At 44.0% G+C, this 12,673-nt stretch carries 23 protein-coding genes and 2 pseudogenes; all 25 read left to right on the top strand.

The features are described from left to right. The first annotated feature begins 11 nt into the window (after positions 1–11). Positions 12–836 carry a 50S ribosomal protein L2 gene (gene rplB, locus HUK62_RS15910; RefSeq protein WP_004691322.1) on the top strand — a complete coding sequence of 275 codons (825 nt, stop codon included), beginning with the start codon at positions 12–14 and terminating at the stop codon, positions 834–836. 19 nt (positions 837–855) lie between these two features. Further along, the gene (gene rpsS, locus HUK62_RS15905) at positions 856–1,131 is read left to right on the top strand and encodes a 30S ribosomal protein S19 (protein ID WP_004281508.1); all 276 of its coding nucleotides are present in this window, start codon (positions 856–858) and stop codon (positions 1,129–1,131) included. A gap of 9 nt (positions 1,132–1,140) precedes the next feature. Then, on the top strand, positions 1,141–1,470 hold the full coding sequence (rplV, locus tag HUK62_RS15900) for a 50S ribosomal protein L22 (protein ID WP_004691320.1): 330 nt from the start codon (positions 1,141–1,143) through the stop codon (positions 1,468–1,470). 1 nt (position 1,471) lies between these two features. Further along, a pseudogene (rpsC, locus tag HUK62_RS15895) lies at positions 1,472–2,288 on the top strand (30S ribosomal protein S3). Continuing rightward, on the top strand, positions 2,228–2,641 hold the full coding sequence (gene rplP, locus HUK62_RS15890; protein ID WP_004691317.1) for a 50S ribosomal protein L16: 414 nt from the start codon (positions 2,228–2,230) through the stop codon (positions 2,639–2,641). Before rpsC ends, rplP begins: the two are co-directional and overlap by 61 nt. Further along, on the top strand, positions 2,641–2,838 hold the full coding sequence (gene rpmC / locus HUK62_RS15885) for a 50S ribosomal protein L29 (protein WP_004650482.1): 198 nt from the start codon (positions 2,641–2,643) through the stop codon (positions 2,836–2,838). The genes rplP and rpmC overlap by 1 nt, the downstream gene beginning before the upstream one ends. Further along, positions 2,835–3,092, top strand: coding sequence for a 30S ribosomal protein S17 (gene rpsQ, locus HUK62_RS15880; RefSeq protein ID WP_004691314.1), 258 nt, complete (start codon positions 2,835–2,837; stop codon positions 3,090–3,092). The genes rpmC and rpsQ overlap by 4 nt, the downstream gene beginning before the upstream one ends. 92 nt (positions 3,093–3,184) lie before the next feature. After that, on the top strand, positions 3,185–3,553 hold the full coding sequence (gene rplN, locus HUK62_RS15875; protein WP_004657680.1) for a 50S ribosomal protein L14: 369 nt from the start codon (positions 3,185–3,187) through the stop codon (positions 3,551–3,553). 9 nt (positions 3,554–3,562) lie between these two features. After that, positions 3,563–3,880, top strand: coding sequence for a 50S ribosomal protein L24 (gene rplX / locus HUK62_RS15870; RefSeq protein WP_004691313.1), 318 nt, complete (start codon positions 3,563–3,565; stop codon positions 3,878–3,880). 15 nt (positions 3,881–3,895) lie between these two features. After that, the gene (gene rplE, locus HUK62_RS15865) at positions 3,896–4,432 is read left to right on the top strand and encodes a 50S ribosomal protein L5 (protein WP_004691311.1); all 537 of its coding nucleotides are present in this window, start codon (positions 3,896–3,898) and stop codon (positions 4,430–4,432) included. Positions 4,433–4,441: 9 nt separating this feature from the next. After that, positions 4,442–4,747 carry a 30S ribosomal protein S14 gene (gene rpsN, locus HUK62_RS15860; protein ID WP_004691309.1) on the top strand — a complete coding sequence of 102 codons (306 nt, stop codon included), beginning with the start codon at positions 4,442–4,444 and terminating at the stop codon, positions 4,745–4,747. A gap of 12 nt (positions 4,748–4,759) precedes the next feature. Next, a complete protein-coding gene (rpsH, locus tag HUK62_RS15855; RefSeq protein ID WP_004691308.1) occupies positions 4,760–5,155 on the top strand; it encodes a 30S ribosomal protein S8 in 396 nt (131 codons plus the stop codon). 13 nt (positions 5,156–5,168) lie between these two features. Continuing rightward, on the top strand, positions 5,169–5,702 hold the full coding sequence (gene rplF, locus HUK62_RS15850) for a 50S ribosomal protein L6 (protein ID WP_004691306.1): 534 nt from the start codon (positions 5,169–5,171) through the stop codon (positions 5,700–5,702). A gap of 14 nt (positions 5,703–5,716) precedes the next feature. Further along, entirely contained in the window at positions 5,717–6,067 is a 351-nt protein-coding gene (gene rplR / locus HUK62_RS15845) for a 50S ribosomal protein L18 (RefSeq protein ID WP_004650473.1), read from the top strand. A 2-nt stretch (positions 6,068–6,069) separates the two neighbouring features. Then, a complete protein-coding gene (rpsE, locus tag HUK62_RS15840; RefSeq protein WP_004691304.1) occupies positions 6,070–6,567 on the top strand; it encodes a 30S ribosomal protein S5 in 498 nt (165 codons plus the stop codon). 6 nt (positions 6,568–6,573) lie between these two features. Next, complete coding sequence (gene rpmD / locus HUK62_RS15835; RefSeq protein WP_004691302.1) at positions 6,574–6,750, top strand: 50S ribosomal protein L30; 177 nt, start codon at positions 6,574–6,576, stop codon at positions 6,748–6,750. A gap of 3 nt (positions 6,751–6,753) precedes the next feature. After that, positions 6,754–7,194 (top strand): 50S ribosomal protein L15, encoded by a 441-nt coding sequence (gene rplO / locus HUK62_RS15830; RefSeq protein ID WP_004691300.1) that lies wholly within the window; start codon positions 6,754–6,756, stop codon positions 7,192–7,194. Between the two features lie 45 nt (positions 7,195–7,239). Continuing rightward, the gene (gene secY, locus HUK62_RS15825; protein ID WP_176538513.1) at positions 7,240–8,559 is read left to right on the top strand and encodes a preprotein translocase subunit SecY; all 1,320 of its coding nucleotides are present in this window, start codon (positions 7,240–7,242) and stop codon (positions 8,557–8,559) included. 19 nt (positions 8,560–8,578) lie between these two features. Beyond that, positions 8,579–8,695 carry a 50S ribosomal protein L36 gene (rpmJ, locus tag HUK62_RS15820; protein WP_000867907.1) on the top strand — a complete coding sequence of 39 codons (117 nt, stop codon included), beginning with the start codon at positions 8,579–8,581 and terminating at the stop codon, positions 8,693–8,695. 107 nt (positions 8,696–8,802) lie between these two features. Further along, positions 8,803–9,159, top strand: a complete 357-nt coding sequence (gene rpsM / locus HUK62_RS15815) for a 30S ribosomal protein S13 (RefSeq protein WP_004691296.1) — start codon at positions 8,803–8,805, stop codon at positions 9,157–9,159. Between the two features lie 19 nt (positions 9,160–9,178). Next, entirely contained in the window at positions 9,179–9,565 is a 387-nt protein-coding gene (gene rpsK / locus HUK62_RS15810) for a 30S ribosomal protein S11 (protein ID WP_001040166.1), read from the top strand. Positions 9,566–9,577: 12 nt separating this feature from the next. Then, a complete protein-coding gene (gene rpsD / locus HUK62_RS15805) occupies positions 9,578–10,204 on the top strand; it encodes a 30S ribosomal protein S4 (RefSeq protein ID WP_004691294.1) in 627 nt (208 codons plus the stop codon). A 16-nt stretch (positions 10,205–10,220) separates the two neighbouring features. After that, positions 10,221–11,228 carry a DNA-directed RNA polymerase subunit alpha gene (gene rpoA, locus HUK62_RS15800; protein ID WP_004691292.1) on the top strand — a complete coding sequence of 336 codons (1,008 nt, stop codon included), beginning with the start codon at positions 10,221–10,223 and terminating at the stop codon, positions 11,226–11,228. Positions 11,229–11,246: 18 nt separating this feature from the next. Further along, positions 11,247–11,612 (top strand): 50S ribosomal protein L17, encoded by a 366-nt coding sequence (gene rplQ, locus HUK62_RS15795; protein WP_004691290.1) that lies wholly within the window; start codon positions 11,247–11,249, stop codon positions 11,610–11,612. 195 nt (positions 11,613–11,807) lie between these two features. Next, positions 11,808–12,671 (top strand): annotated as a pseudogene (locus HUK62_RS15790) (NAD(P)/FAD-dependent oxidoreductase); the annotation flags it as partial. Between the last annotated feature and the right edge of the window lie 2 nt (positions 12,672–12,673).

The following is a 12,673-nucleotide window of genomic DNA, read 5'->3' as shown; positions in this document are numbered from 1 at the left end:
GGACGAGAATTATGCCAATTCAAAAATGTAAGCCAACGTCTCCTGGACGTCGCTTTGTAGAGAAAGTCGTTCACGACCATCTTCACAAAGGTGCGCCTTATGCTCCGTTGGTTGAAGCTAAAAAACGTACTGGTGGTCGTAATAACAACGGTCACATCACGACTCGTCACGTTGGTGGCGGTCACAAGCAGCACTACCGTCTAGTTGACTTTAAGCGTAACAAAGATGGTATTCCTGCAACTGTAGAGCGTATTGAATACGATCCTAACCGTACAGCACACATTGCACTAGTATTGTATGCTGATGGTGAGCGTCGCTACATCATCGCGCCTAAAGGCCTTCGCGCTGGCGATAAAGTTCAATCTGGTAACGATGCTCCAATTCGTCCAGGTAACTGTTTACCGCTTCGCAACATGCCTATCGGTTCTACTCTTCACAACATCGAACTTAAAATCGGTAAAGGCGCGCAATTAGCTCGTTCTGCTGGTACTTCAGTTCAGTTGTTGGGTCGTGACGGTTCTTACGCTATCGTTCGTTTACGTTCTGGTGAAATGCGTAAAATTCACGTTGAGTGCCGTGCAGTTCTTGGTGAAGTTTCTAACCAAGAAAGCAACCTTCGTTCACTTGGTAAAGCAGGTGCAGCACGCTGGCGTGGCGTTCGTCCTACCGTTCGTGGTATGGCGATGAACCCAGTAGATCACCCGCACGGTGGTGGTGAAGGTCGTAGCAAAGGTATTCAACCTGTAAGCCCATGGGGTCAAAAAGCTAAAGGGTACAAGACACGTACCAATAAGCGTACGACTAAGATGATTATTCGCGACCGTCGCGTTAAGTAACAAGTAAAGGAATCTGACAATGCCTCGTTCTCTGAAAAAAGGCCCATTCGTCGATGCGCACTTGTTCGCTAAGGTTGAAGCGGCTATCGCGGCTAATAACCGTAAGCCGATCAAAACTTGGTCGCGTCGTTCGATGATCCTCCCAGATTTTGTTGGTTTAACAATTTCTGTACATAATGGCCGTAACCATGTTCCAGTGATCGTATCTGAACATATGGTTGGTCACAAACTTGGTGAATTCGCGCCAACTCGTACCTATCGTGGTCACGGTGTTGACAAGAAATCTAAACGTTAAGGTGCTATGATGGAAGTTACTGCTAAATTACGCGGTGCCGCTATCTCGGCACAAAAAACTCGTTTGGTTGCAGACCTAATCCGTGGCAAATCTGTTGCTCACGCGCTTAATATTCTCAACTTCAGCAACAAAAAAGCTGCAGTTTTGGTTAAAAAAGCATTGGAATCTGCAATTGCAAACGCTGAACACAATAACAGTTTAGATGTAGACGACCTTAAGGTTACTACGATTTACGTTGATGAAGGCACTAGCCTTAAACGTATTATGCCACGTGCTAAAGGCCGTGCAGATCGTATTACTAAGCGTACTTGTCACATTACCGTTAAGGTAGGGGTTTGATATGGGTCAGAAGGTTCATCCAATCGGTATCCGCCTTGGTGTTGTAAAACGTCATAACGCCAACTGGTATGCGAGTCCGAAACAATACGCTGAATACTTGCTTAAAGATCTTCAAGTTCGTGAGTTTTTAACTAAAAAACTTAAGAATGCAATGATCAGCAATATTCTTATCGAACGTCCTACGGGCGCTGCTAAAGTAACTATTAGCACTGCACGTCCTGGTATCGTTATCGGTAAAAAAGGCGAAGACATTGAGAAACTACAGCGTGAACTTACTCAAATTATGGGTATTCCAGCGCAAGTTAGCATCAATGAAATCGATCGCCCAGACTTAGACGCTCGTTTAGTTGCTGAAGCTATCGCTTCTCAATTAGAAAAACGTGTAATGTTCCGTCGTGCTATGAAGCGTGCGGTTCAAAACACAATGCGTGCTGGTGCTAAAGGTATCAAAGTTGAAGTATCAGGCCGTTTAGGTGGTGCTGAGATTGCTCGTACTGAGTGGTATCGTGAAGGTCGCGTACCTTTGCATACACTTCGTGCAGACATCGATTATTCAACTATGCGTGCTGAAACGACTTACGGTACGATTGGTGTTAAAGTTTGGATCTTCCGTGGTGAGATCTTGGGTGGCATGAAACAAGTCATGAACCCAGCTCCAGCTGAAGAACGTCCAGCTAAACGCGGTCGTGGTCGTGGTGAAGGTCAAGAGCGTCGTGGTCGTCGCAATGATCGTTCTGCTGAAAAAGGAGAATAATCCATGTTACAACCTAAACGTACTAAATTCCGTAAAGTGCAGAAAGGCCGTAACACTGGTCTAGCTCACCGCGGTAGCTCGGTATCTTTTGGTACAATCGCACTTAAATCTGTTGAGCGTGGTCAAATGACTGCTCGTCAAATTGAAGCAGCGCGTCGTACAATCAGCCGTCGTATTAAACGTGGTGGTAAGATCTTTATCCGTGTTTTCCCAGACAAGCCAATTACTTCTAAGCCTCTTGAAGTGCGTATGGGTAAAGGTAAAGGTTCTGTGGAATACTGGGTTTGTCAAATCAAACCAGGTAAAGTCTTGTACGAAATTGATGGTGTTAACGAAGAATTGGCTCGCGAAGCGTTTACGCTTGCAGCTGCTAAACTTCCGTTTAAAACCACTATCGTGACTCGGACGGTAATGTAATGAAAACTAAAGATCTACGTGAAAAGTCGGTAGAAGAGTTGACAGCTTTGCTTGATGAGCAACAGCTTAACCAATTCCGTCTTCGTATGGCAAAAGCAACTGGTCAATTGGGTAAATCGCACGAAGTTGCACTTACTCGTAAGACAATTGCTCGTATTAAGACACTCCTTACCGAAAAACAGGGGAACGGACAATGAGTGAACAAACAGTTCGCACGTTAACCGGCAAAGTAGTAAGCGACAAAATGGACAAGTCTATTGTTGTACTTATCGAACGCCGCGTTCAACACCCGTTGTATGGCAAATCAATCCGCCGTTCAACTAAATTACATGCTCACGATGAGAACAACACAGCTAAAACTGGCGACGTTGTGACTATCAAAGAAAGCCGCCCAATTTCTAAAACTAAGTCTTGGACTCTAGTTGAAGTTGTTGAAGCTGCTGCTGAGTAATTAGACGTATCTGTTGCATCATCGGTTAATTTCGAGTACTCTTTGAGCCTTTCGAAATTGTGACCGGTGATGCTCGGTTTTGGAGTAGGGCAATGATTCAAACCGAAAGTATGCTAGACGTAGCAGACAATAGTGGTGCTCGCCGCGTACAATGTATTAAAGTACTTGGTGGTTCACACCGTCGTTATGCTTCTGTTGGCGACATTATTAAAGTTACTGTAAAAGAAGCTATTCCACGCGCACGTGTTAAAAAAGGTGACGTGATGAATGCTGTTGTAGTTCGTACAAAATTCGGTATCCGTCGTCCAGACGGTTCAGTGATTCGTTTCGACGATAACGCTGCTGTTATTTTGAACAACAACAAGGCGCCGATTGCAACTCGTATTTTCGGACCAGTGACTCGTGAACTTCGTACTGAACAGTTCATGAAAATTATTTCACTGGCTCCTGAAGTTCTATAAGAGGCAATCATGGCTAAGATTAAAAAAGGCGATCAAGTTATTGTGATCGCAGGTAAAGAAAAAGGCAAACAGGGTACTGTTCTGTCTGTTTCAAATGACCGTGTTATGGTTGAAGGCCTTAACTTGGTTAAGAAGCATCAAAAGCCGAACCGTGCAACAGGTGCTGAAGGCGCTGTAGTTACACAAGAAGCTTCGCTTCATATCTCTAACGTGGCAATTTTTAATGCTACAACCCAAAAGGCTGACCGTGTTGGTTACCAAGTGACTGAAGGCGTGAAAACTCGCGTTTACAAGTCAAATGGTGAATCAGTGGCGGTAGCGAAGTAATAGGTTGAAAAGGCAATGGCCAGACTTAAAACGCGTTACAACGACGAACTTAAGGCTCAATTACAAGAGACTTTAGCCGTTAAAAATGTGATGGATATTCCTCGCATTACTAAAATCACGATCAACATGGGTGTTGGCGCAGCTGCTGCTGACAAAAAACTCCTTGATGGTGCTCTTGCTGATATGCAAGCTATCGCTGGTCAAAAACCAGTTCTTACGTTAGCTCGCAAATCAATCGCTGGTTTCAAAATCCGTGATGGTTGGCCGATTGGTTGTAAAGTTACTTTACGCGGCGAACGTATGTACGAATTCTTAGACCGTCTAATCTCGATTGCGATCCCTCGTATCCGTGACTTCCGTGGTTTCTCTGCGAAATCATTTGACGGTCGTGGCAACTACTCAATGGGTCTTAAGGAACAAATCATGTTCCCTGAAATCGATTTTGATAAGATTGATCGTATTCGTGGTATGGATATTACCATCACTACGACTGCTCGCACCGATGACGAAGGCCGTGCGCTTATGCGTGCATTCGGCTTCCCGTTCAAATAAGAGGTCGATATGGCTAAGAAAAGTATGATTAATCGCGAATTGAAACGCGAAGCTACTGTTGCTAAATACGCTGCAAAACGTGCTGAATTAAAAGCTGTTATTGCAAACGTAAATGCTAGCGACGAAGAGCGTTTCGAAGCGATGATGAAATTCCAAGCATTACCACGTAATGCGTCTCCAGTACGTTTACGTAACCGTTGTGGTTTAACTGGTCGTCCTCATGGTTACTTCCGTAAGTTCGGTTTAAGCCGTAACAAATTACGCGATACAGTAATGCAAGGTGATGTACCGGGCGTTGTTAAGGCAAGCTGGTAAGGAGCGCTATAGATGAGTATGCAAGATACCGTTGCCGACATGTTAACTCGTGTTCGTAACGCGCAAATGGCAAAGAAACAAACAGTTTCTATGCCTAACTCTAAGTTGAAGGTTGCTATTGCAAACGTTCTTCAACAAGAAGGTTACATTTCAAACGTAGAAGTTGCGGATGCTGAAGGCAAAGCAACTCTTACTTTGACTTTAAAGTATTTCGAAGGCAAACCAGTTATCGAAACTGTGAAACGCGTAAGCCGTCCAGGTCTACGTCAGTATCGCGGTAAAGATGCACTTCCGAGCGTTAAGCAAGGTTTAGGTATTGCAATTGTTTCTACAAGCAAAGGCATCATGACTGATCGCGCTGCACGTGCTGCAGGTATCGGTGGTGAAGTTATTGCTTTTGTTTCTTAATAGGTGATTCCTCATGTCTCGTGTGGCTAAAGCCCCAGTAACTGTACCTAACGGTGTAACAGTTACTCAGAACGGCCGGCAGGTCGAAGTGAAAGGTAGCAAAGGTACTTTGTCTTTCACCCTGCATGCGCTGGTCGAGCTTAAACAGGAAGACGGTATTTTAGCGATTGCTCCAAAAGCTGAGTCGAAAGACGCTTGGATGCAAGCTGGTACTGCTCGCGCTGTGCTTAACAATCTTGTAAAAGGTGTGAGCGAAGGCTTCGAACGTAAGTTACAACTTATCGGTGTTGGTTATAAAGCTGCTGTTAAAGGTAACATTGTTAACCTTAACCTTGGTTTCTCTCACCCGATCGACTATACGCTTCCTGAAGGTGTAACTGCTGAAACTCCTACAGCAACTGAAATTGTTCTTAAATCTGCTGATAAAGCACGTTTAGGTCAGGTTGCTGCAGATATCCGTGGTTACCGTCCACCAGAGCCTTATAAAGGTAAAGGTGTTCGTTATTCTGACGAAGTTGTACTTCGTAAAGAAGCTAAGAAGAAATAAGGCGCGAGGTTCTTATGAACGAAAAGAAACAATCCCGTTTGCGTCGTGCGAAAAGCACACGCTTGCACATCCGTGCGTTGGGTGCGACTCGTTTGTGTGTAAACCGCACTCCGCGTCACATCTACGCTCAAGTTATTTCAGCAGATGGTGGCAAAGTTTTAGCGCAAGCTTCAACTTTAGATGCTACTTTACGTGCTGGCACAACTGGTAACGTTGAAGCAGCTACTAAAGTAGGTGCTTTAATCGCAGAACGCGCTAAAGCAGCTGGTGTTACTAAAGTTGCATTTGACCGTTCTGGTTTCAAATATCATGGTCGTATCAAAGCCTTGGCTGATGCTGCTCGTGAAAACGGCTTGGAGTTCTAATCATGGCTAAAGTTGAACAAAACGAAGGTCTTGTTGAAAAGCTGGTTGCCGTTGATCGTGTAGCCAAAGTTGTTAAGGGTGGTCGTATCTTCTCTTTCACAGCATTGACTGTGGTTGGTGATGGTAATGGTCGTGTAGGTTTTGGTCGTGGTAAAGCACGTGAAGTTCCAGCTGCTATTTCTAAAGCACTTGAAGCTGCTCGTCGCAACATGATTACTGTTGACCTTGTTAACGGTACTGTACAGCACCCTATTAACGCGCGTCACGGTGCAAGCCGTGTTTACATGCAGCCTGCTTCTGAAGGTACTGGTGTAATCGCTGGTGGTGCTATGCGTGCAGTTCTAGAAGCTGTAGGCGTACGTAACGTATTAACAAAATGTTATGGTTCTACTAACGCTGCAAACGTAGTAAACGCGACTTTTAACGGTCTGCGTGATATGACTTCTCCTGAGAAGGTTGCTGCGAAACGTGGTCTTACAGTAGAACAAATTCAAGGGTAATCAATCATGAAAACGATTAAAGTTACCCAGACTAAATCTTCTGCGCATCGCTTGAAAAATCACAAGCTTAGCCTACAAGGTTTAGGTCTGCGTCGTATTGGTCATACTGTAGAAGTGCAAGATACGCCTTCTAACCGTGGTATGATCAACCAAGTCTACTATATGGTTAGTGTAGAGGAATAAGCCATGACTCTGCGTTTAAATGAGCTTGCACCTGCTGAAGGTGCAAAACGTGAAAATCGTCGTCTAGGCCGTGGTATCGGTTCTGGCGTTGGTAAGACTGGTGGCCGTGGTGTCAAAGGTCAGAATTCACGTAAGAGCGGTGGTACTCGTCCAGGCTTTGAAGGTGGTCAAACTGCGTTATATCGTCGTTTACCTAAATTCGGTTTCACTAGCCAAATCGCTTTGAAAACTGCTGAAGTACGTTTATCTGAGCTTACTAAAGTGGAAGGCGACATCGTTAGCCTAGAAACTTTAAAAGCTGCAAACGTTGTACGTAAAGATATGTTACGTGCTCGTATCGTACTTTCTGGTGAAATTACTCGTGCATTCACTGTTCAAGGTGTTGCTGTGACTAAAGGCGCTAAAGCTGCTGTTGAAGCTGCTGGCGGTAAAGTCGAGGAGTAATCGCTAGTGTCTATGTCTCCTAGTTCTTCAGGTCATGTCAATATGATGAAAGGCCAGCCATTTCATGTGAAATACCGTGAAATTATTCGCCGCATGATGTTTCTCATCGGTGCATTATTGGTTTTTCGACTAGGAGCACATATTCCAGTACCAGGCATTAATAATGCTGCACTTGAAAATCTTTTTAATGCAAACCAAGGCACGATCCTTGGTTTGTTTAACATGTTTTCGGGTGGTGCATTAGAGCGTATGTCCATTCTTGCTCTTGGGATTATGCCGTACATTTCTGCATCGATTATCGTGCAGTTAATGTCTACTGTTATTCCTTCGCTGGAAGCTTTAAAGAAAGAAGGCGAACAAGGCAAGCGTAAGATTAATCAATATACGCGACAGGGTACATTGTTCCTTGCACTCGTGCAGGCAATTGGGATGTGTGCTGGTCTAATCAGTCAAGGGATTACCTTAACTGCAGGTCTGGCTTTCTACGTACCAGCTGTAACCTCTTTGGTTGCAGGTACAATGTTCTTGATGTGGTTAGGTGAGCAAATTACCGAACGTGGAGTGGGCAATGGTATTTCCATGATCATCTTCGCCGGTATTGTTGCAGGTTTGCCGAATTTAATTCTGCAATCAATATCATCAGTAGATAATGGTCAAACCAGTCTAATCGGCTTGGTAATTTTTGGCGTGTTGTCGCTGGCTGTATTAGCTGCAATTGTGTTTATTGAGAAAGCGCAACGTCGTATTCCAGTAAACTATGCTCAAAAACAACAAGGACGTCGTGTATTTACTGCACAACAGTCGCATTTGCCATTAAAAATTAATATGGCGGGTGTGATCCCAGCGATTTTCGCAAGTTCATTGCTTTTGTTCCCTGCGAGCTTAGGTCAATGGGTGGGTAGTGCAGATCCGAATGTGGGTATTATCAAACGTAGTTTGCAAGATTTGGCATTGGTGCTTTCGCCTGGTCAGCCGTTGTATTTGGTGCTCTTTGGTGCGTTAATTATCTTTTTCTGTTACTTTTATACAGCGCTTGTATTTAGCCCGAAAGAAGTATCGGAAAACTTGAAACGCAGCGGGGCTTATGTACCTGGTATTCGTCCAGGTGAGCAAACTGCTCGTTACTTAGATCATATTCTTAACCGTTTGACATTTATTGGCGCGATTTATATCACCATCATTTGCTTAATGCCGATGATTTTACAAAGCTCATTTGGTATTCCATTCTCTTTAGGTGGTACCTCTTTGCTTATTGTTGTGGTGGTAGTGATGGACTTTATGGCTCAGCTGCAAGCACATCTCACCTCGCATCAGTACGATAATCAAACGTTAATGAGAAAAACGACTGCTCATCCTAAGGGATAAGCGCACTTGAGGTTTCATCATGAAAGTACAAGCTTCTGTAAAGAAAATTTGTGGTAGCTGTAAAGTTATCCGTCGTAATGGGGTTATTCGCGTAATTTGTAGCGCAGAACCTCGTCATAAGCAGCGTCAAGGTTAATCTGATCAAGACCTGTTGATTTCAGTAGGCTAATTAGGTTATTATCCGCCCCTCAAGATTTTTGTGGGGCGGTTGATTGTCTTAACTGCCTTTTTGGAGAAAATTGAATGGCTCGTATTGCCGGTGTAAACATTCCGGATAACAAGCATGCTGTTATCTCTCTAACGTACATCTTTGGTGTAGGTCGCCACACTGCTAAGAATATCTTGGCTGCTGTTGGTATCGCGCCGACTACAAAGATCCGTGAATTAGATGACGCTCAGCTTGATGCGATTCGTGCAGAAGTTGCTAAGGTTCCGACCGAAGGTGATTTACGTCGCGAAATTTCCATGAACATTAAACGTTTAATGGATTTAGGCTGCTACCGCGGTCTTCGTCATCGTCGCAGCTTGCCTGTCCGTGGACAACGCACCAAAACTAACGCACGTACCCGTAAAGGTCCGCGCAAACCTATTAAGAAATAAGATTTCTGGAAGCTAAAAGATGGCTAAAGATACTCGCACACGCAAGAAGGTCACTCGTACCGTCTCTGAAGGTGTTGCACACATTCACGCTTCTTTTAATAACACCATTGTGACTATTACCGATCGTCAAGGTAATGCACTGGCTTGGGCTACCTCTGGTGGACAAGGCTTCCGTGGATCACGTAAATCAACTCCGTTTGCTGCTCAGGTAGCTGCTGAAGTTGCTGGTAAAGCTGCTTTAGACTACGGTTTGAAAAACTTGGACGTCCTTGTAAAAGGTCCTGGTCCTGGTCGTGAATCTGCGGTTCGTGCTTTAGGTGCAGTGGGTTATAAAATTAACAGCATTACCGATGTGACGCCAATCCCGCACAACGGTTGCCGTCCACCTAAAAAACGTCGCGTGTAAGGAGAAACATTCATGGCTCGTTATATTGGTCCAAAATGCAAACTCTCTCGCCGCGAAGGGACAGACCTGCAATTAAAATCTGGCGTTAAACCATTTGACGTCAAAACTAAAAAAGCTGCTAAAGCGCCTGGTCAACATGGCGGAGCGCGTGGTGGCAAACAATCTGAGTACTCACTACAATTACGTGAAAAACAAAAAGTACGTCGTATGTACGGTGTTTTAGAGCGTCAATTTAGTAATTACTATAAAGAAGCTGCTCGTGTGAAAGGCGCAACTGGTGAAAACTTGTTGAAACTGCTTGAAAGCCGTCTTGATAACGTCGTTTATCGCATGGGTTTTGGTTCTACACGTGCAGAAGCTCGTCAGCTTGTATCTCACCGCTCGATCACTTTGAATGGCCGTCGTGTTAACATCGCGTCTATCCAAGTTAAAGCTGGTGATGTAATTGCTGTGCATGAAGGTGCTAAACAACAATTGCGTATCAAAAACGCAGTTGAATTAGCTGCACAACGTGGCATTCCTTCTTGGATGGAAATTGACCATTCTAAGCTGGAAGGTACGTTTAAAGCTGCACCAGATCGTTCAGATTTACCTGCTGAAATCAACGAAAGCTTGATTGTAGAATTGTATTCTAAATAATCCTTGAGGTAGCAATATGACGCGTACTGCAAATGAGTTTCTAACTCCGCAAGCGATCAAGGTCGAAGCGGTTAGCGGGACCTCGGCAAAAGTTATTCTAGAACCCTTAGAGCGTGGCTTTGGTCATACTCTGGGCAATGCTTTACGTCGCATCCTTCTTTCTTCTTTACCTGGCGCTGCTGTGGTTGAAGTTGAGATTGAAGGTGTCGAGCACGAGTACAGTACTTTGGAAGGCTTGCAGCAGGACATCGTCGAGCTCTTGCTGAACCTAAAAGGATTGTCTATTAAGCTGTTCGATCAAAATGAAGCTTATTTGACATTAGAGAAACAAGGTCCTGGCGACGTAACTGCCGCTGACCTTCGTTTACCTCATAATGTTGAAGTGGTTAACCCTGAACATTTGATCGGTACTTTAAGTGCTTCAGGCTCATTAAAAATGCGCTTGAAAGTTTCTCAAGGTCGTGGTTATGAAACTTCTGACTCGCGTTTCCCAGAAGGCGAAACTCGCCCTGTAGGTCGCTTACAGTTAGATGCTTCTTATAGCCCAATCAAACGTGTGTCTTACACAGTGGAAAACGCTCGTGTAGAACAACGTACAGACCTTGATAAATTGGTCATTGATCTTGAGACCAACGGTACAGTTGATCCTGAAGAAGCGATCCGCAAAGCGGCAACAATCTTGCAACAACAAATTGCAATTTTTGTTGACCTTCAGAAAGATCAAGCTCCTGTTGCTCAAGAACCTCGTGAAGAAGTTGATCCGATTTTGCTTCGTCCAGTAGATGATCTAGAGCTTACTGTTCGTTCTGCTAACTGTTTGAAAGCAGAAAACATTTACTACATTGGTGATCTTGTACAGCGCACTGAGGTTGAGTTACTCAAAACTCCTAACCTTGGTAAAAAATCGCTTACTGAGATCAAAGATGTTCTGGCTTCAAAAGGCTTACAACTCGGCATGCGTTTAGAGAACTGGCCACCAGCTAGTCTCCGTATGGACGATCGTTTCGCCTATCGTAGCCGTTAATTAAGTAGGACTATCACCATGCGTCATCGTAATAGTGGTGTGAAATTAGGCCGTACAAGCAGCCATCGTAAAGCGATGTTTCAAAACATGGCTAACTCTTTGTTTGAGCACGAGTTGATCAAAACAACTGTGCCTAAAGCAAAAGAGTTACGTCGTGTAGCTGAGCCTTTAATCACTTTAGCTAAAAACGATACTGTTGCAAACCGTCGCTTAGCGTTTGCTCGTACTCGTTCAGCAGCAACTGTTGGTAAATTATTTACCGTTCTTGGCCCTCGTTACAAAGAACGTAACGGCGGTTATCTACGTGTTCTTAAAGCGGGCTTCCGTGCAGGTGATGCTGCGCCGATGGCTTACGTTGAACTAGTAGATCGCGAAGTTAAATAATTTCGTAGAACTGTTCAGTTGTTCTTAGAAAAAGACCAGTGTTTCACTGGTCTTTTTTTTATGGGTTTTGTTCGACAATCTTTGTATTTTGGCCTGTAGTGACATATTTTACGAAAGATCTGCTTAAACTTGACATTGTGTATTGTCAGTTTTATGGTTTAATAAGAACAGAATATAAGACAGGATAAAAACAACATGGATAAGCACGTCGATCTGCTCATTGTAGGTGCAGGTATTTCAGGCATTGGCCTTGCGGCACATTTAACCAAGCATTGTCCACAACGTTCGTTTGAAATTATTGAACGTCGTGACAGCTTTGGTGGAACATGGGATTTGTTTAAATACCCAGGTATTCGTTCTGATTCAGATATGTCGACCTTTGGTTTTAATTTTAAACCGTGGCAACAAGCCAGCGTTTTGGCAGATGGTTCTTCGATTAAGGGCTATTTGGCGGAAGTCATTGATGAACAGAAACTCAAAGAAAAAATTCATTTTAAGCATCGCGTACTCAGCGCCAATTATGATTCTGCTCAGAAAAAGTGGCAGGTAGTGATTGAGAATGCAAAAGGCAAAAAAGAAAACTGGATTGCAAATTTTGTGTTTGGCTGTACAGGCTATTATAACTACGACCAAGGCTACCAACCTGATTTTCCAAATAAAGAAGTATTTAAAGGCGAGTTTGTAAATCCACAGTTTTGGCCTGAAAAATTAGATTATACAGGTAAAAAAGTGGTGATCATTGGTAGTGGTGCGACAGCGATTACACTGGTGCCTGCGATGGCTAAAGGTGGGGCGGCGCATGTCACCATGTTACAACGCTCTCCAACCTATATTGCTTCGGTGCCATCGATCGATTTTGTGTATGACAAAATGCGTAAAGTATTACCGGAAGATGTGGCTTATAAATTGACTCGTGCACGTAATATTGGAATGCAACGCGGGATTTATGCACTCGCGCAGAAGCAACCGAAATTACTCCGCCGACTGCTGCTACAGTCGATTAAGATGCAGCTCAAAGGTAAAGTGGACATGAAACACTTCACCCCAGACTATAATCCATA

Origin of the sequence: Acinetobacter sp. NEB 394 (genome assembly GCF_013374795.1) — a bacterium.
Taxonomy (GTDB): Bacteria; Pseudomonadota; Gammaproteobacteria; order Pseudomonadales; family Moraxellaceae; genus Acinetobacter; species Acinetobacter johnsonii.
This window is presented reverse-complemented; position numbering and strand designations above follow the sequence as displayed.